Below are 17,975 nucleotides of genomic sequence, written 5' to 3'. Positions count from 1 at the left end.
ATTCAAACCTTGTAATTATGAATTCAATTCTAAAGAAATTATTTCTAGGAAATTTGTCTAAGATTCCAAAACCCGAGTATAATCCTGTACAGAAACGCATTATGAATATTAAGGCGATTTGGAACAACAACCATCAAGATGACAATGGAATAGAAAAAATTGTACGCTTGTTTCTTTCAACTTCACAATTACTTTTTCCGGGTGTTTATATTAAATATTTAGCTAGTTTAAAAGGCTATGAATATCGAGATTTAGCTTTGGATTTCTATGTTTTGCTCAAGGTTAGTTTTCCATTGCTGATATTAATTTATCATTGTCAAAGCAATCAATATGTAATTTGGATAATGATTTATGTGTTATTAGAAACGGTTTTATATATCCCAACATTAATTTTTGCTTCTGATATGTTTTCGAAACCACGCTCTTACAAAAGGTCAATGTTGTTGCTTTTTCTTAATTATATAGAAATTATATTTTCGTTTGGGGTTTTGTATTCCTGCGGAAATTATTTGAACCAACCTTTTAATCATTGGTTTGACGCTATTTATTTCAGCACCATCAATTCGGCCTCTATAGGATATGGTGATTATTTCCCTGTTACAACCATTGGAAAAGTATTAGCAACAATCCAAGCCTTTTTGTTTTTGATTTTTGTGGTCTTGTTTTTGAATTTTTTCTCTACTAAAATCAAGTCCAAAGGTTATTTTGATATTGAAAACGAATCCTAATTACATCAATTTTCTTGCTTTTTCTAAATCCTCTTTTGTATCAATACCAATTCCAATATGCGAAGTTTCGACCATTTTGATGCTTTTTCCAAATTCCAGATAGCGCAATTGTTCCAGTTTTTCTGATGCTTCCACTGATTTCATCGGAAGATTGTAGAAATCCATCAAAGCCTGTTTCCGGAAAGCATAAATCCCGATGTGTTTCATATAACGAACGCCCACATTTACTTCTCTCGGGTACGGAATTACCGAACGTGAAAAGTACAAGGCAAAACCATTTTGATTCACCACGACTTTCACATTATTTGGATTATTGATGTCGGCTTCTTCTTTTATTTCGCACATCAAGGAGGCCAAATCCACTTTCATATCAGTGTCGTTTTTGTACACTTCAATCAGTTTTTCTAAAGCTTCTGTGTCGATAAAAGGCTCGTCGCCTTGCACGTTGACTACAATATCCACCTCCATATTTTCGACCGCTTCGGCAATTCGGTCGCTTCCTGATTCGTGTTCCTTGATACTCATAATGGCTTTACCACCATTGGAAGTTATCTCTTTATAAATCAAATCAGAATCGGTCACCACGAAAACGTCATTAAAAAGGTTGGACTTTTTGGCGGCTTCATAGGTTCTTAAAATCACGGTTTTTCCTCCTAGGTCTTCCATTAATTTGGCGTGAAATCTAGTTGAGGCGTAACGTGCGGGAATGACTGCTATTATTTTCATTTTTTATATATTTTTTTTCCAAGAAGGCACTAGGTCGCAAAGTTTTTATTTTAATTATGGTCAAAAGCAAAATGCTCAATTTAACTCGAAATATACATTTTATAATATTAATGATTCTATAATAAAAGGCACGTTAAATTTATTTTTCCTAGGATCAAAGACAAAAATATCGTTCGTTGTATCTTCGGGTATTTGTATTTTATGAATATAGAAAGATTTAGGATTACAATTTAAAAATTTTGCTTCGAAATGTTGGTTTATTAGTGATGAAAATATATTTGTCTGTTCAAACATTGGAAATGGACTAAACTTTATACAATGCATTATTAAATTTGCAACGACTGCATTTATACAATTTATCAATGTTGCTTGTGAAAAATGTGTGTCTCTATCGTGTTTCGTTTTATTATATGCATCATACCAAGTTAAAGTTGTTGTTGGAGCAGATGAATTCCAGTTTTCAAAAGGTCTTATAGCTGATATACTCGAATAGGTTTTTAGAGTAAATTCAAAGTCATTCAAGTGCAATTTGTGCAATAATTTAACGTAATCTTTAGTTGTATAATTTCGTCCTACAGGCCTTTGTCCCGATTGATTCATATAATATTGCCAAAAATTTTCAACTTCAGTACAGGCCAATATTAATAATTCTCTAGTTTTGTGACTATAGGTATTTAAAGATAAAACATCTGGCTCGATATAAAGGAATATTTCATCAAGTTTTTGAATTAATAGTCTTAACGAATATTCTGATAATCTCATCTCATTTTCTGTTACTCCTAGTGCTTGATAAGTGTCTTCATAATAATATAATGATGGTCGCCAAACACCTTTTGTAGAATGTCCAACTTCTAGTTCTAAATTTTCAATTTCTTCAGCTCCAAATACTCTTGTTACCCAATCAATTAAAGTCCCTTCTTTTTTTTCTATAACTGTTAAACCAATAGAAATTATATAAAAGCCTTTATCTCTTCCATAAAAATGAACAAAATGAGTTTCAGTTTCATAAGCGTAGCCTCGCGGATGCTCTATATGTAAAGTTTTTACCCAATTTGGAAGTGTTGTGATTGTATTTCTATATGTGATTCCTACCATTTTTATTTAAGTTTTCGTTTGATATGAAAATATTTCTGTAAACTCATATATAGTATCTTTTAAGAATAAAATGATTTCAATAACTAATTATTAATTCTCCAAATATACCATTTTCCCACAAAACCAATCTACATAATCTTCACCGAAGTCATACTCAACGAACCTGCCACTAATTTGTCGTTGAACAAACTCAGTTCTTCGGTTTTGTCTTTCAATCCCAAGGTATAAATCAAGGGCAAATAATGGTCTGGTGTGGGAATCGCAATTTGTAATGCCTTGCTTTGTTTTTCATAATCAATAAGCGGTTGGAAATTGCCGTCCAATAAATAATTGTTTATGGTTTCTCTGGCTTCAATCGCCCAATCGTAACCGTAATTGTCTTTGTCAAAATTTGGAAAATCAACCAATCTCAAGTTATGAACGATGTTTCCGCTACCAATTATCAAGATGCCTTTTCGGCGTAAATCGATTAATTTCATTGACAATTCAAAATGATATTGTGGCGATTTGGTGTAATCAATACTCAACTGGATTACAGGAACATTCGCTTCGGGATACAAGTGTTTAATTACACTCCAGGTTCCGTGATCCAAACCCCAATGTTCGTCTAGTTCTACGTCAACTGGCTTTAATAATTCTTTAGTTTCTAATGCTAATTCTGGGCTTCCCGGAGCAGGATATTGCACTTCAAACAAGGCTTGTGGAAAACCTCCAAAATCGTGAATCGTTCTGGGCATTTCCATCGCGGTGACCTTGGTTCCATTAGTAAACCAATGTGCCGAAATACACAAAATGGCGTTGGGTTGTGGCAAAGTTTTGGCCAAATTTCGAAAACCCATCACAAACTCGTTTTCCTCGATAGCGTTCATAGGACTTCCGTGTCCCAGAAATAAAACCGGCATTTTTTCGGTGTTCGAAAAAGTGGCTGATATTTTATTTAGATCGTTTAGGGTGTTCATAATGAATATTTTTTTGAGATATAATACAGACGCGATAAATCGCGTCTGTACAGTGGCGAATTATTTTTTATAAAATTTATCCTCTTCCCATCTCGCTGGATTTTCTTCTATATAATTTTGTATTCTTTCAAATGATTCTGAATTTCTGATTATATGATCGTGGAAACGGGAATGCCATCCGAAATTTGGATTTTTTTTTCGCATTTCAAAGGTACATCTTCCTTTGTACCAACGAATTATTCTAGATATATTATCCGCTAACATCGGATTATTTTCTCCAGCAAATCCTCCAATTCCATCTTTCTCTGGTACAGACGCGATTAATCGCGTCTCACTAATATCGACATCATCAATTCTCTCACCCAAATTAGACGCGATAAATCGCGTCTCTACCGCAACAACGGATTTATCAATAATCAATATTCCGTGCATATGATTGGGCATAATCTGAAAATTTCCTAATTCTACATAAGGAAATTGTTTTAGTATTTCTGTCCAATATTCTTCTGCCAATGCTCCTACCAAATTTAAAATCATCTTTTTATCAACAACTTCTCCAAAAAAATGCTGCATTTCTTTTGTGCAAATCGTAATAAAATAGGCACCATTAGCACCATAATTCCAATTTTGCAATCTGGCCGATGGAACTCTATATTTATTTTGGAATTTTTCTGCCATAATTTGAATCTTTTTTATATAATTCTGGGATTTCTTAGCTGGGATTCCTTAGTACAGACGCGATTTATCGCGTCTCACATAAATATCAATAAATTTTATATGCAATATTAATATTCCCAACTAATTTTAGACGCGATAAATCGCGTCTCTACAGTGCGTCATTCCACAAAACTCTCGTCTTTAAATCCTATCAAATATAATTTATTTTTAGCTCTAGTCATTGCAGTGTACAACCATCGAATGTAATCTCTATTGATTCCGTCAGGCAAATACGGTTGCTCGATAAAAACGGTATTCCACTGCCCACCTTGCGATTTGTGACACGTAATGGCATACGAAAATTTGACTTGTAAGCCGTTGAAATATTCGTTGGCTTTTACTTTTTGGAATTGTTTGAACTTGGTTTCACCTTCGTAATCTTTCAAAATTTCCTGATACAATCGGTTCGATTCTTCGTATGTCAAGGACGGCGATTCACTTTTTATGGTGTCCAATAATAAAACCGTTTCAAATGGTTTTTGGTTCGGATAATCGACCATTCTTATTTTTACTTTGGCAAAATTGAAACCGTATAATTCCTTAATATTGAAAATTTCCAAGACTTCGATGATATCACCATTGGCAATAAAACCTGCTTCATCGGAGTCTTTAAGCCAGAAATAATTATTTTTGACCACCATCAAAAAATCTCCTGTAGATAATTCATTTTCTTTATCGAGAATTTTCGAACGGATTTGCTCATTATATTGATTGGCCCTTTTATTCGAACGAACGATAAAAGCGGTGTCTTCGATACTATAATTACTATAGGAGGAATTTATGGCGTCTTGAATATCGTAACCATCTACCAAACGAACAATGTCCTTGAATTTCTTGAGGTCAAATTGGAATTCAGTAATGAAAGAATCCTTCAACAACTCTCGAAGTTCTGTAGCATTATATAAGATTCCGGAGTTTTCTTCTTGACGCATTACTTCGTCTAACTCAATGTGTTCGACTTCTTTGTTGTAATTCATACCCAAAGTTTGAATGTCCAAAGCCGGGCTAATATCCAAATTCACGGGAGGCAACTGCGCAGTATCTCCCAACAAAATCATTTTACAATTCGTTCCTGAATAGACATAAGAAATCAAATCATCGAGCAAAGAACCATTTTCGTACAACTTAGAATCCGAATTCGTGTCCGAAATCATCGAAGCTTCATCAACAATAAAAATCGTGTTGGTATGTTTGTTTTGTTGCAAGGTAAATGAAACGCCACCACCGGAAGATTTCTTGGGAAAGTAGATTTTCTTATGAATCGTAAAAGCGGGTTTATTTGAATAATTGGCAATTACCTTGGCCGCACGACCTGTTGGCGCGAGTAAAACATATTTTTTGTTGATGTCAATCAAGTTGTTTACGATTGTCGAAATCACCGTCGTTTTTCCTGTTCCAGCATATCCTTTTAAGACAAAAATCGTGTTATTGTCTTTTTCGGTCAAGAAAATTGCGATTTTTTGGAAAAATATATCCTGTTTATAGGTTGGTTTAAAAGGGAATTTTTTCAGTAAAAGACTATAAAACAAGGAGGATTCCATTTGGTGTAATTTGACTGCAAAGTAAAGAAAAAGTTATAGAGTTTAAAGGTTTAAAAGTTTAAAGTGTACGTCTTAAACATTTAAACCTTTAAACCTTTAAACTTCTAAACTATAAAATAAATTTGTAAGTTTGCAATTATGTCTGTTAACACTACCATTACCGATAAAAAATACAAAAAACTCTCGCTTCAAGTTTCCTTGACAGGGCTTTCGTTTTGTGTTTTTGATACTTTAAATCACAAGGTGCTTTCAGTGAAGGAAATCCATTTTGATACCTTTCACAAAGCTACCAAAATCGAAGAATTGTTTGGCGAAGCTTTCAGAGAGAACGCCGAACTAAAGGATTCTTATGATGAAATATTGGTGATTCACAACAACAATCTTTCGACATTTGTTCCTGAACCACTTTTTGACGAGCACTTTTTAGGTAGTTATTTGCAATACAATACGAAGGTTTTCGAAACCGATTTTTTTGCTTTCGACGAAATTCCAAATTATCAAATGAATGCTGTTTACATTCCGTATGTGAATATCAATAATTTTTTCATAGACCAATTTGGCTCTTTCGATTACAAACACGCCAACAGTATTTTGGTCGCCAAACTTTTAGAAGCTTCTAAAAATATAGATGATAAAAAGATGATTGTGAATTTCAATTCAGGTCATTTTGAGATTATTGTCGTTCAAAATCAAAAGTTGCTTTTATTCAATTCTTTCGAATATCAAACTCCGGAAGATTTTCTTTACTATTTGCTTTTCACTGCCGAACAATTGAATATGAATCCCGAGAATTTCAAACTGGAATTATTGGGAACCATTGCCGAGGAAGACGATTTTTATCAATTGGCTTTCAAATACATTCGAAATGTGTCTTTGTTTGATGTATCGAATTTGCAAAAAAACAATTCCTTTTCAACTGCCCAAAATCAGAAACATTTTATTTTATTCCAATCGTGAGAATCATTTCAGGTAAATATAAAGGAAGACGTATTTTTCCGCCAAAAGGACTTCCCGTTCGCCCCACAACCGATATGTCGAAAGAAGCATTATTCAATGTTTTGAACAACCATTTCAGTTTTGAAGGCTTGAAAATACTGGATTTATTCGCCGGAACTGGAAATATAAGTTTCGAATTTGCCTCTCGTGGCAGTACTCCTATCACATCAGTTGATGCCGATTTTGGTTGCGTGAAATTTATCAAACAAGTGGCCACCGAATATGATTTTAATATTGCAGCAACAAAGAGTGATGTTTTTACTTTTTTAGAAAGAAATAAGGCAACTTACGATATAATTTTCGCAGATCCCCCATATGCACTTGACCAGAAAACCTTTGACAAAATTGTCTTACTTGTTTTCGAAAAAAATACACTTCAGGAAGACGGTATGATGATTATCGAACATTCTAAATACACGAAACTCGATCATTTGATTCACTTCTCTTTCAAGAAAAGTTATGGTGGTTCTATTTTTAGTTTCTTTGAAATTGGTAAATCTACTGACGAAGAAATCGATGATGAAGAGTTGTTCGAGGATTCTGAAGAGGAATAAATTTATTGATTTTTTACAAGATTTGTCATTTCGACCAAAGGGAGAAATCGCATTAGTTGCTCTCGATATGAGATTGCTTCGTTCCTCGCAATGACAAAATAAAAAAAGCAGACCTATAAGCCGGATTTTGTCCCCAATAAATTGGAGCCTTATCATTTATCTAGGCACGCAATTACTCACGCGCTCCATCTTTCTACCCTTCGACAACGGGCGAGAACCCTTAAATGCCGATATACTTGAAATTTCACCGCATAGAGTTTACCTGGTTTCACTACAGCATTACCTGTACATACTTTCTGTTGCACTTGTCCTAATCCGATTACTCGAACCGACGGGCGTTACCCGCTATGCTTCTCTGTGGTGTCCGGACTTTCCTCCCCGATAAATCGCGGCGATAAGGCGGTCTGCGATGCAAATTTACTATAATTAATATCGTTTCCAATTATTTAAGTACTTGAGTTTAACAATACTTTTACAATCTGTTTATATTAAAATAGTTACCTTTAAGCATTAACTCAAAATAATAGTATTATGAAACCTATTTATCATTATGCCACTGTTTCAGAAGCTTTGAAACAACTGAACAAAAAAGGTTTCATCCACGATTTTAACCTTCAAGATGAAACCATTCAAGAAAATCCACATCGCTATGAAATAGAACACGTCTATCGTTATGAAGGCGATTCCGATCCCGATGAAGAAGCTGTAGTTTATGGCATAACTTCTAAATCTGGTGAAAGAGGTGTGTATGTTGCGGGATTTTCGGCCAATTCAGAAAGTGAAGCAGCCACTGTTTTGGCTCAATTATGTATTCAAGGAAATAGCAAGCGATTTAGAACTTAGTTTTTCATAAATCAAAAAAAACACAATCTAAGACAAAGTGACAATCATTTCTTTGATTATCAATATGCTATTGTTTTCAATCCTTATTTTGATGTTATTAAGGAAAAGATTTTCTTCAAATAAACAAATTACCAAATAAATAAATCAACAAAAATCCTATATTTGCTAACCAATAAAAATCTATGGAACAATTTGTAGTATCGGCTCGTAAATATCGCCCGCAAACATTTAATGATGTTGTGGGACAAAAAGCCATTACCAGCACTTTGTTGCACGCCATAGAAAGCAATCACTTGGCTTCTGCACTATTGTTTACTGGCCCTCGTGGCGTTGGTAAAACAACTTGCGCTAGAATTCTTGCTCGAAAAATCAACCAACCTGGATATGACGATCCAAACGAAGATTTTGCTTTCAATGTATTCGAATTGGATGCCGCTTCTAACAATTCTGTTGATGATATTCGGAGTTTAATTGACCAAGTTCGGATTCCGCCACAAACCGGACAATACAAGGTTTATATTATAGACGAGGTACATATGTTGTCTTCGGCAGCTTTTAACGCTTTCCTCAAAACGTTGGAAGAACCGCCAAAACACGCCATTTTTATATTGGCCACGACCGAAAAGCACAAGATTATTCCAACGATACTTTCTCGTTGTCAGATATTCGATTTCAAAAGAATTACCGTAAAAGATGCCAAAGAACATCTTGCCGAAGTTGCTTTTAGCCAAGGCGTGACTTGCGAAGACGACGCTTTGCACATTATTGCTCAAAAAGCCGATGGTGCGATGCGTGATGCTTTATCGATTTTTGACCGAGTAGTTTCCTATTGTGGCAACAATTTGACCCGTCAAGCTGTGACCGAAAACCTGAATGTTCTCGATTATGAAACTTATATTACGGTAACCGACTTAATTTTGGAAAATAAAATTCCAGAATTACTGATTACTTTCAATGATATTCTTGCCAAAGGTTTTGATGCACATCATTTTGTATCCGGTTTGGCAACTCATTTCAGAGATTTATTGGTGTCGAAAACGCCTTCTACTTTATCCTTATTAGAAGTTGGAGAACAAGCCCAAAAATTATACGCTATTCAATGTCAAAAGGCTTCTCAAGACTTTTTGCTGAAAGGAATCGAAATTGCCAATGATTGTGATTTGAAATACAAAGTGAGTCAGAATCAGCGACTACTTGTTGAACTTTGCTTGATGCAACTAGCCTCCATCACCTTTGATGGAGAAAAAAAAAAGTTGAGCAATTTATAATTCCACCCACTTATTTTAGGAAAACAGATTATTCTATTGTTGAAACCAAACAGGTTACAGATAGCAGACCACAGTCTTCAGTTACCAGTTTGCAGAAGGCCGAAGTTGAAGAACCAAAAGTAGAAAGTAACAATTCTGATGTCGTTGTTTCAACCGAAACTCCAAAAGCAACAGCTACAAACCTTCCTGAAGGTCCAAAATTTTCTGCATTGTCTCTTTCGAGTATTCGAGCCAAAAGAGAATTATTGGAAAGTACTCGAGGAATTGTAAAAGAAGACGTTCAACTTCCTACAGAAGCTTTTAACGAAACGGATATGTTGTTGCTATGGAGTAAATATGCGCAACGTTTAGGTGACAGAGGTCATAAAATTATGGAATCGCTTTTGTTGATTGGTGACCCAAAACTAGAAGGCACAACCATCACTCACGAATTGCCAAACGATAGTACGAAGATTGAATTTGAATCGGAAAAACTGGAACTTTTGGGTTATTTAAGAGGTAAACTTCACAATCATGATATTACCATTGATGTAGTTGTGAATGAAAAAGTAGAAAATAAATTTGCATTTACGCCTAAAGATAAATTCAACCGTTTGAATGAAATAAACCCTAATTTAGAGTTGTTGAAAAAAACTTTTGATTTGGATATTTAAAATATATCCTTTTTAAACCCAAAAAATTACCGCAGATTCGCAGATTTACCACTTCAATAGATGTACATAATCTGCGAATCTGCGATTTATTTATTCTGTATATGAACAGGTAACCTATATTTTTCCGTAATACATTGCCTTCACAATTCCGTCGGAAAGCCCAATTTTTGGAACATAAATATTTCTGGCTCCACTCCATTTCATTGCATTGAGATAGATTTGAGTCGCAGGGATAATTACATCGGAACGGTCAGGATTCAAACTCAATTCGGAGATTCTTTGTTCGTAAGTCAAGGAATTTAAGAAAGTATATTGGGAATTCAAATAAATATAGGACATTGGTTTGTCTTGTAATTTCCCAGACATTTTAAATAATTTATTAATGTTTCCACCAGAACCAATTAGGATTACTTCATCATAATCTTTGGTGTTGGTTTTAATCCATTTTTCCATTTCATCCCAAACAATATCACATACCATATTATTCAAAAAACGAACAGTTCCCGCTTTGAATGATTTTGAAATTACAATTTTACCGTTAGAAAACAGAGAAAATTCAGTGCTACCACCACCAACATCGACATATAAATAAGTTTTGTCGGATTTTAGAAGATGATGCAAATCTGTCGAAGCGATTATAATTGCTTCCTTTTTTCCATCAATTATTTCAATATCGATTCCTGCTTTTTCTTTTATAATTTCAACAACTTCTTGACCGTTATAAGCTTCACGCATTGCCGAAGTTGCTAGAGCTCTATATTTTTCAACTTTATGTACTTTCATCAAAAGACGAAAAGCTTTCATAGCATCAATCATTCGGTCTATATTTTCTTCCGAAATTTCACCAACTGTAAAGGAATCTTGTCCCAAACGAATCGGAACACGAACTAAGGAGTTTTTGTTAAATTGGGATTCTTTTCCTTCTTGTTCAACAATATAAGTGATTAATAAACGCATTGCATTAGACCCAATATCAATTGCAGCGTATTTTTTAATTTTTAGAGTTTCCTCTTGTATTGGATTAATCAAAGATGGGTTTAACATTAATTCTAATTTTCATTTTTTGGAACTGCTTCTAATTAAACATTCCCGTTAATAACTCCTACTTTATTCTGATGATAATTATAGGTTTCGAATTGAGCTCTAAAAACAGGTTCATATCCGTTGCGAACTCTGTATTTATTGTCCAAATTTTCTGAATGATAACGGGCTTTCACGTTTCCTTGCCATCCAATATCAAAAATATCTATCAATTCTTTTTTAATTTTTTCGTCATAAATAGGACAAGTCACTTCAACTCTGGCATCGAGATTTCTGGTCATAAAATCCGCTGATGAAATATAAACTTCAGGATTTCCTTCGTTTCCAAAAATATAAATTCTAGAATGCTCAAGATAATTATCAACGATACTTATGGCCTCAATATTGTCGCTCATACCTGGCAAACCGGGTATTAATGAACAAATTCCTCTTACTTCGAGTTTTATTTTGACCCCGGCATTACTCGCTTCATATAATTTATCAATCATTTCAAAATCAGATAAACTATTCATTTTTAACTTAATATACGCTTCCTTTCCACCTAACGCATTGGCAATTTCGCGATCAATCATTTTGGTAAATCGAGATCTGGTGTAATGTGGTGAAACGATTAAATGTTTGTATCTATAGAGTCGATAATTGATTTCAAAAAATTCAAAAATTTTGGATGCGTCTTTTAGAATTTGTTGATGACTTGTAAAAAGAGTTACATCGGTATAAATTTTGGCTGTTTGTTCGTTGAAATTTCCAGTAGAAATAAAACCGTAACGCTTTATGGAATCTTCTTCAACTCTTTCTATAACGCAAACTTTAGAATGTACTTTTAGCCCTTTAATGCCAAAAATAAGATTGATACCTTCAGTTTGCATTTGTTCTGCGTAAGATATATTGGAGGCTTCATCGAAACGAGCTTGCAATTCGATCTGAACGGTAACTTTTTTGCCGTTTTTGGCAGCATTAATAAGAGAGCTAATTATTTGTGAATTTTTGGCCAACCGATATAAAGTAATTTTTATTGAAGTTACTTTAGGGTCCAAAGCGGCTTCGCGTAAAAACTTAGTAAGATATGAAAATGACTGATAAGGTGCATGAATCAAATAATCTTTTTTACTAATTTTCTCTAAAATACTTCCTTCGAGATTTAGCCCCGGCACTGGTAAAGGATGATTTGTTGTGTATAGTAAATCGTATCTTCCAAGGTTTGGAAACTTCATATAATCGCGTCTATTGTGGTATTTTCCTCCGGGAATAATACTATCAGAAGAAATTATATGCATTTTATCTAAAATAAATGTAAGTATGTCTTCTTCGATTAATTCATCATAAATAAAACGAACTGGCTCACCAATTCTTCTGTCTTTGACACTCGAAGCAATTTTTTCGAGCATACTTTTACTCAAATCACTATCCATTTCTAACTGAGCATCACGAGTAATTTTGATCATGTGAGCTGAAACACTTTCGTAATCGAAAATATTAAAAATACTCCCCAAATTTTGTCTTATCACATCGTCGAGTAAAATTACATATTGTTTTTCATCGTTGGAAGGTAAAACAACAAATCGATTTATGGTATTCGGAATTTCGATCATTGCATAATGCACTTCAGCGTCTTTCTTCATCACTAATTTTACCGCTAAATAGCCCACAGAATCTTTCAATATTGGGAATTCGGCCAAATCATTTAAAATTATGGTAATCAATTCTGGACTTAGTTTTTGAATAAAAAAGTCTTTTAAGAACATTGCTTGATCAGCCGATATATGATTTTCATCAATAATATATATATTTTCGGTTTCGAGTTTGGCCTCAATGGTGTTTAAAATCCGCAAACTTTCGGTTTGTTGTTGAATAACAATTTCAGTAATTTCCTTTAATAATTGTTGAGCTGAAATACCACCAAAAAGATTTTTGCCAGATATTCCAGACAAACTCAACCTTCTTATAGCTGCAAAACGAACCCTGAAAAATTCATCTAAATTATTGGAAAAAATGCCTAAAAAACGCAATCTTTCTAATAAAGGAACTGCATCATCAGCAGCCTCTTGCAACACTCTTGCGTTAAAATTTAACCAACTTTTTTCTCTTTCGATATATTTGTATTTATGCACTCTAATTATTTTAAATCCCTAGGGAATATTGTTTTTTTCGTTTTGCCTTTATTTATTTTTTCCCAATTATCAGTTTGAAATTGCAGCCAAACTAGCCCTGATGTGGGAACATTATCTATAAAAATGTCTCCAAATTTATTAACAAAATTTGTAATTGCCTCATTATGCCCAAAAAGAATAACATTTTCGAAATCATTACCAATTGATTTGATAATCTTCTCAAGTTTATTTTCGTCAAAAGTATAAAGATCATCTGTAAAAATGATACTTTCTATGGGATATAAAATAGTTTCCGCAAAAATTATTGCTGTTTGACGGGCTCTTTTTGCTGAACTAGAATAAATAACAAAATTTTTAGGTAAATATTTTAAAGAATCGATAGCGACCAAATTTGCATCATCAATTCCTCTTTGCATTAACGGTCTTTTAATATCTTGACAAGGAATGTTCCAACTAGATTTTGCGTGTCGAATAATAATTAAATTTTTCATGTCTTTTACAGATAACGTTTTTGTTTTTAAACTTTAAGAGATTATACAAAAAAATCAAATAAACAATGTTTTATTTATTAGTTAATTTGAGAAACAGAATTACTAAAATAGTATTTATTTCGAGATTTTTGATGCTTTTGTATTACAAGATGTTTTTAACAATTGTTTAAGTTTGTCTTTTACTGAATTATTATGTGGTATTAAACTTATTTAATGTTGTTGTTTTGCATTTAAACAGTGTTTTTTTGTATTTAATCGATGTTTTTTGTTGAAAGTAACATTTTTTGAATTAGTTTTGAATTGTTAAATGCTATAATTAAGTTATAGAGTTCAATATTTATGATTAAATAAATGAATTGAAATCACAAAAATATAGTTATTAAAACACAAAAATATTTCAAAATATTTGCAATTAATTAGGATAAAAAAAGAATTAAAATGTCGTTTCACCGAGTATTTATGTAATTGGTGGAAAAAAAGTATCAAATCGATATATCATATTTAATTTAGCTTACTGAATCCTACTTATTTTAATAATATAACCAATTATTTAGCCTTAAATTGAAGATTATGAAAACATTTCTACTATTTACTCTTGCTTTTTTTTCCTTTTTACCTTTTAAAAGTGTTGCTCAAAATGGAAATTCTGTAACTCCAACAGTTATGGAGTTGAAAGCCTATGTGTCCTCTTTAAAACTTATAGAGAAAAATTTTCCTTCGAGTTTTTCTAATGCTCAGAATGTGGAAGATTTAGTTTATAAACTGCAATCTTCCGTTTATTTCAATTCTGGAAATGTAAAAACATTTGGGGAAAAGCCCCGAAACTTATACACTGATATCATCTCTTTGAATAGAATATCGAGTGCGAGTTTAATAAATAGTGATATTGAAATTGTAATTATTAAGATCAACAATTCAAACGATCTGAATTCGAACATTGATTTATCTCTATTTTCAGATTTTCATAAATTGAAATATATATACATCGTTTCTAGTGTTAACACTACTGAACAAAACATTGCAAAAATGTTTGGCAACTATGATGAACAATACGGTATTTTTTATAAAATAAATTTAGGTGAATAAAAAATACTATAGAAAAAATATAAAATAAATCATTATGAAGAATTTATACTTTAAATCGATAAATTATAAACCTCAGTATTTAATTATACTAATTGCACTTCTTTTTGGAAATGTATTTACTGCCGAAGCTCAAGTAAAAAAAGCTTATACTCAAAGAACTTCATCTTATACTCCTACTAAGAAAATATATAACATTCAAGGTGACTTTACAATGTTAGGAAATACCAACCTAACTCCTCAAAGTTATACTAACACCGTTAATAATAATACTTCTCAAATGATGTATGTTGATGTTGATGGCAACCCAAATACATGGAATTCCTCATCATCTACCCTAGCTTTATCTACTGAAAATGGAGCAGACCCAACTTGTTCAAAAATCATTTTTGCTGGTTTGTATTGGACAGGGAAATCATGTCCAAATTCAACTTTTACAGCTGACAAAACGGTTCCTAGTTATACACAATCAATTAATGATAATTTAAATGTTACTCATAATAATAACATATCAAATACAAATTACACACTAACCGTTAGTAGAAATAATCCTAATCCAAGTAATACAAATACAAGTCCTATTTATACTTTTACTAATGGTACTAATAGTTATGTTTTTAATTATACTAATACAACATCCCCTACTACAGTCACACTATCAGTAAATGGCGGAGCTGTTGTTAATGTTCCTGTAACTATTGTAATATCTGGTACAACCGCTATAGCCACACTTACGACTCCTTATGTTATTGCTAATGGAACAATAAATTTGACTATAAAGTCACTCACAAGAAGTACCAGCATCACTCAATCAAATAATACTGCTGTTCGAAATACTTCATTGGCATCAGTAAATGTATCTGGAACAGTTACTTCTACAACCATTACAAAAACCTTTGATAAAAGAAAGATTTTATTAAAAGGTCCTGGTGCAAGTATCGATACAACATTGACAGCTAATGTGAATGATATTTATTATCCCTCTGGTAGTGACGATGATATTTATACTGCATACGCTGAAGTAACATCTTATGTCCGTTCGCATGGTATTGGTGTATATACAGCAGCTGATATTGCTTTACTTGAAGGAAATCCAGGAGGAACTGGTTATTCTGGTGGTTGGGGTATGATCGTAATATACGAAAATTCTAAAATGAAATATCGAGACGTAACTGTTTTTGATGGTTATGCTTATGTACAGGCTAGTAACACTACAGGTTTTACATTACCCGTTTCAGGTTTTAATACGGTTCAAACTGGAAATGTTGGATTGAAATTAGGTTTAATGGCCAGTGAGGGAGATGTTAATTTTACAGGTGATTATTTTCAAATTCAAAAAGTCAGCGATGCTAGTTATATGAGTTTAAGTCATTCTGGTAATTCAGCAACAAATTTCTTTAATTCTTCAATCATTGTAGGAGGGGCAAGAAATCCAAATTTACAAAATAACACCGGGGTAGATTTTAGTATGTTTACTATTCCAAACGCTGGGAATTCAGTAATTACAAACAATCAAACTTCAGTAAATTTTAAATTTGGCACAAGTGGAGACACTTATTCTATTTTTGCAATTGCTATGGCAGTAGATGCCTACACTCCAGTCGCTGAGGCAATATTAGCAGGGTCTTCTTTAAACGGTGTTCCAGTCCTTGGCTCAATATCATCTGTATTGCCTGGAGATGAAATAGGTATTAAAACTAATATTTTCAACAAAGGAACTGAGGCAATTAACAATACAAAATTAATCATTCCAATTCCTTACATGGTAGATTTTGTGCCTGGAAGTTTAACAAAAAATGTAAATTTCTCTCCACTTCCTTCACCAAACAATTATTATTTTGATCCTAGTTTAGGTCCAAAAGGTTCCATTGTTTTTGATTTAGGAACACTACCATTACCTGTTAACCCCGATACAATTCTTGCAGACTTTTCATTTAAAGTAAAAGTAACAACAGATTGTTCTATTCTTAAAAATGCTGCTTGCTCACAATTTGTATCAATTTCAGGTAACATTGGTGGTACTGGTGCAACAACAGGAATTAATTTTAGCAATAAACCATTTTACGTAGGCTTTAACCAAACAGGAAATTGTTTAGGCGAGCCGATATTGAATCCTCTCAATATAAGTGTAAATGCAACAAATTATGTGAATCAAAATTGTCAAAATACACCTCCAATAAGAAATTTTGTATTTTGTAATCCAGATTCTTCAATTCCAATTACTGATATAAATTCTGGCTTTCCTTCTGGATCTCGATTTTTTAATCAAGATGGAACAATAGAATATACTATTTCAAATCCATTTCCTACAACTCCTGGATCAGTTGAGTATTATGCTCTTCCGCCAGGTGCAGCCGTAGAGTGTAACTTCCTATTTACTATAACAGTTACTAATGTTAGTACAACACCAGTAACAGTGTCAAATATAGAGTATTGTAAAGGTGCTACTGCAATACCATTATCTGCAACTGCAACTGTTCACACACCTCCTTACACTTTATACTATTTTACTTCTGAGACAGGAACTCCTCAATTATCAATAACTCCTTCAACAGATACTGTTGGATCGATAACTTATTGGGTAGCTGAAGCTGCATCTGGAACTTGTATTGGACCGAAAGTCCCAATTATAGTTACCACTAATGATAATCCTGCCGCCCCAACTTGTAACGGTGAGCAAACTGTTTGTGAAGCTTCGCCTATTCAAACTTTAACGGCTACTGCAACTGGTCAAAACATCACTTGGTATACCGAAGCAACTGGTGGGGCTTTAGTTACTAGTCCTACTCTAAATACTGTTGGTTCGATTACTTACTATGCTCAAGCTTCAAATGGAACTTGTAGTAGTTTGACTCGAACTCCTGTTAAATTAACTATTAATGCTACTCCGGCAGCTCCAGTTGTAACTGTAGTTAATAATTGTGAAAGTTCAGTGCTGACCGCTTCTAATTATACAGGAGACTTATTGTGGAGTAACAATGCTACAACAGCATCTATAACTGTAACCGATACAGCAATATACACAGTAAAACAAACAACTGCTAATGGATGTATCAGTGCTTTAGGTTCAGGAACATCAGCACCGAAACCTAAACCTGTTCAACCGACATTGGCTTGTTATGAATCAGCTTCTTTTGATACTGCTACTTGTGCTTGGATTGTAACGGGT

At 33.3% G+C, this 17,975-nt stretch carries 16 protein-coding genes and 1 other RNA gene; 8 read left to right on the top strand and 9 right to left on the bottom strand.

What is annotated here, in order from left to right; genetic code table 11:
• Window positions 1-17 precede the first annotated feature (17 nt).
• Window positions 18-728 (top strand): potassium channel family protein, encoded by a 711-nt coding sequence (locus FNW17_RS14460; protein ID WP_144072013.1) that lies wholly within the window; start codon window positions 18-20, stop codon window positions 726-728.
• Here FNW17_RS14460 and kdsB read toward each other — a convergent pair whose 3' ends face one another.
• The 5 genes from kdsB to FNW17_RS14435 form a co-directional block, all read right to left on the bottom strand.
• A complete protein-coding gene (kdsB, locus tag FNW17_RS14455) occupies window positions 729-1,454 on the bottom strand; it encodes a 3-deoxy-manno-octulosonate cytidylyltransferase (RefSeq protein WP_143389478.1) in 726 nt (241 codons plus the stop codon). It abuts the gene before it with no gap.
• A 99-nt stretch (window positions 1,455-1,553) separates the two neighbouring features.
• Window positions 1,554-2,549 carry a hypothetical protein gene (locus FNW17_RS14450; RefSeq protein WP_144072012.1) on the bottom strand — a complete coding sequence of 332 codons (996 nt, stop codon included), beginning with the start codon at window positions 2,547-2,549 and terminating at the stop codon, window positions 1,554-1,556.
• A gap of 128 nt (window positions 2,550-2,677) precedes the next feature.
• Window positions 2,678-3,508: a 4,5-DOPA-extradiol-dioxygenase gene (gene ygiD / locus FNW17_RS14445; protein ID WP_144072011.1), complete on the bottom strand. Its 831-nt coding sequence runs from the start codon at window positions 3,506-3,508 to the stop codon at window positions 2,678-2,680.
• A 60-nt stretch (window positions 3,509-3,568) separates the two neighbouring features.
• Window positions 3,569-4,186, bottom strand: a complete 618-nt coding sequence (locus FNW17_RS14440) for a transposase (RefSeq protein ID WP_144072010.1) — start codon at window positions 4,184-4,186, stop codon at window positions 3,569-3,571.
• 158 nt (window positions 4,187-4,344) lie between these two features.
• Window positions 4,345-5,766 (bottom strand): ATP-dependent DNA helicase, encoded by a 1,422-nt coding sequence (locus FNW17_RS14435; protein ID WP_144072009.1) that lies wholly within the window; start codon window positions 5,764-5,766, stop codon window positions 4,345-4,347.
• 138 nt (window positions 5,767-5,904) lie between these two features.
• Between FNW17_RS14435 and FNW17_RS14430 the strand changes: the two genes are divergently transcribed.
• A complete protein-coding gene (locus tag FNW17_RS14430) occupies window positions 5,905-6,723 on the top strand; it encodes a DUF3822 family protein (RefSeq protein ID WP_144072008.1) in 819 nt (272 codons plus the stop codon).
• Window positions 6,720-7,316, top strand: a complete 597-nt coding sequence (locus FNW17_RS14425; protein WP_144072007.1) for an RsmD family RNA methyltransferase — start codon at window positions 6,720-6,722, stop codon at window positions 7,314-7,316. Before FNW17_RS14430 ends, FNW17_RS14425 begins: the two co-directional genes overlap by 4 nt.
• Before the next feature lie 100 nt (window positions 7,317-7,416).
• Here the strand turns inward: FNW17_RS14425 and rnpB are convergent.
• Window positions 7,417-7,727: RNase P RNA component class A (gene rnpB, locus FNW17_RS14420), an RNA gene on the bottom strand.
• Between the two features lie 120 nt (window positions 7,728-7,847).
• Here rnpB and FNW17_RS14415 point away from each other — a divergent pair.
• The 3 genes from FNW17_RS14415 to FNW17_RS16585 all read left to right on the top strand — a co-directional run bounded on the left by FNW17_RS14415 (window position 7,848) and on the right by FNW17_RS16585 (window position 10,080).
• A complete protein-coding gene (locus FNW17_RS14415; protein WP_144072006.1) occupies window positions 7,848-8,159 on the top strand; it encodes a hypothetical protein in 312 nt (103 codons plus the stop codon).
• Window positions 8,160-8,341: 182 nt separating this feature from the next.
• Entirely contained in the window at window positions 8,342-9,427 is a 1,086-nt protein-coding gene (gene dnaX / locus FNW17_RS14410) for a DNA polymerase III subunit gamma/tau (protein WP_144072005.1), read from the top strand.
• Between the two features lie 89 nt (window positions 9,428-9,516).
• The gene (locus FNW17_RS16585) at window positions 9,517-10,080 is read left to right on the top strand and encodes a DNA polymerase III subunit gamma/tau (protein WP_235893287.1); all 564 of its coding nucleotides are present in this window, start codon (window positions 9,517-9,519) and stop codon (window positions 10,078-10,080) included.
• Between the two features lie 114 nt (window positions 10,081-10,194).
• Here the strand turns inward: FNW17_RS16585 and FNW17_RS14400 are convergent, their stop codons facing one another.
• From FNW17_RS14400 to FNW17_RS14390, 3 genes are read right to left on the bottom strand one after another with little or no spacing between them, the layout of a single operon-like run.
• Window positions 10,195-11,124, bottom strand: a complete 930-nt coding sequence (locus FNW17_RS14400) for a Ppx/GppA phosphatase family protein (RefSeq protein ID WP_143389486.1) — start codon at window positions 11,122-11,124, stop codon at window positions 10,195-10,197.
• A gap of 35 nt (window positions 11,125-11,159) precedes the next feature.
• On the bottom strand, window positions 11,160-13,232 hold the full coding sequence (ppk1, locus tag FNW17_RS14395; protein ID WP_185964766.1) for a polyphosphate kinase 1: 2,073 nt from the start codon (window positions 13,230-13,232) through the stop codon (window positions 11,160-11,162).
• Window positions 13,233-13,237: 5 nt separating this feature from the next.
• Entirely contained in the window at window positions 13,238-13,723 is a 486-nt protein-coding gene (locus FNW17_RS14390) for a SixA phosphatase family protein (protein WP_144072004.1), read from the bottom strand.
• Between the two features lie 570 nt (window positions 13,724-14,293).
• Here FNW17_RS14390 and FNW17_RS14385 point away from each other — a divergent pair.
• On the top strand, window positions 14,294-14,809 hold the full coding sequence (locus FNW17_RS14385; protein WP_143389489.1) for a hypothetical protein: 516 nt from the start codon (window positions 14,294-14,296) through the stop codon (window positions 14,807-14,809).
• Between the two features lie 34 nt (window positions 14,810-14,843).
• Window positions 14,844-17,975: immunoglobulin domain-containing protein (locus tag FNW17_RS14380; protein ID WP_144072003.1), on the top strand; the 3,132-nt coding region annotated here is incomplete at its 3' end.

The organism is Flavobacterium franklandianum (assembly GCF_007097365.1).
GTDB classification, from domain to species: domain Bacteria; phylum Bacteroidota; class Bacteroidia; order Flavobacteriales; family Flavobacteriaceae; genus Flavobacterium; species Flavobacterium franklandianum.
Note: the sequence above shows the minus strand (reverse complement) of the source record. Positions and strands in the feature narration are given on the sequence as shown.

Coding starts and splice junctions, on each gene's coding strand:
- FNW17_RS14460 (WP_144072013.1), top strand. CDS start 18: ATGAATTCAATTCTAAAGAAATTATTTCTAGGAAATTTGTCTAAGATT.
- kdsB (WP_143389478.1), bottom strand. CDS start 1,454: ATGAAAATAATAGCAGTCATTCCCGCACGTTACGCCTCAACTAGATTT.
- FNW17_RS14450 (WP_144072012.1), bottom strand. CDS start 2,549: ATGGTAGGAATCACATATAGAAATACAATCACAACACTTCCAAATTGG.
- ygiD (WP_144072011.1), bottom strand. CDS start 3,508: ATGAACACCCTAAACGATCTAAATAAAATATCAGCCACTTTTTCGAAC.
- FNW17_RS14440 (WP_144072010.1), bottom strand. CDS start 4,186: ATGGCAGAAAAATTCCAAAATAAATATAGAGTTCCATCGGCCAGATTG.
- FNW17_RS14435 (WP_144072009.1), bottom strand. CDS start 5,766: ATGGAATCCTCCTTGTTTTATAGTCTTTTACTGAAAAAATTCCCTTTT.
- FNW17_RS14430 (WP_144072008.1), top strand. CDS start 5,905: ATGTCTGTTAACACTACCATTACCGATAAAAAATACAAAAAACTCTCG.
- FNW17_RS14415 (WP_144072006.1), top strand. CDS start 7,848: ATGAAACCTATTTATCATTATGCCACTGTTTCAGAAGCTTTGAAACAA.
- dnaX (WP_144072005.1), top strand. CDS start 8,342: ATGGAACAATTTGTAGTATCGGCTCGTAAATATCGCCCGCAAACATTT.
- FNW17_RS14400 (WP_143389486.1), bottom strand. CDS start 11,124: ATGTTAAACCCATCTTTGATTAATCCAATACAAGAGGAAACTCTAAAA.
- FNW17_RS14390 (WP_144072004.1), bottom strand. CDS start 13,723: ATGAAAAATTTAATTATTATTCGACACGCAAAATCTAGTTGGAACATT.
- FNW17_RS14385 (WP_143389489.1), top strand. CDS start 14,294: ATGAAAACATTTCTACTATTTACTCTTGCTTTTTTTTCCTTTTTACCT.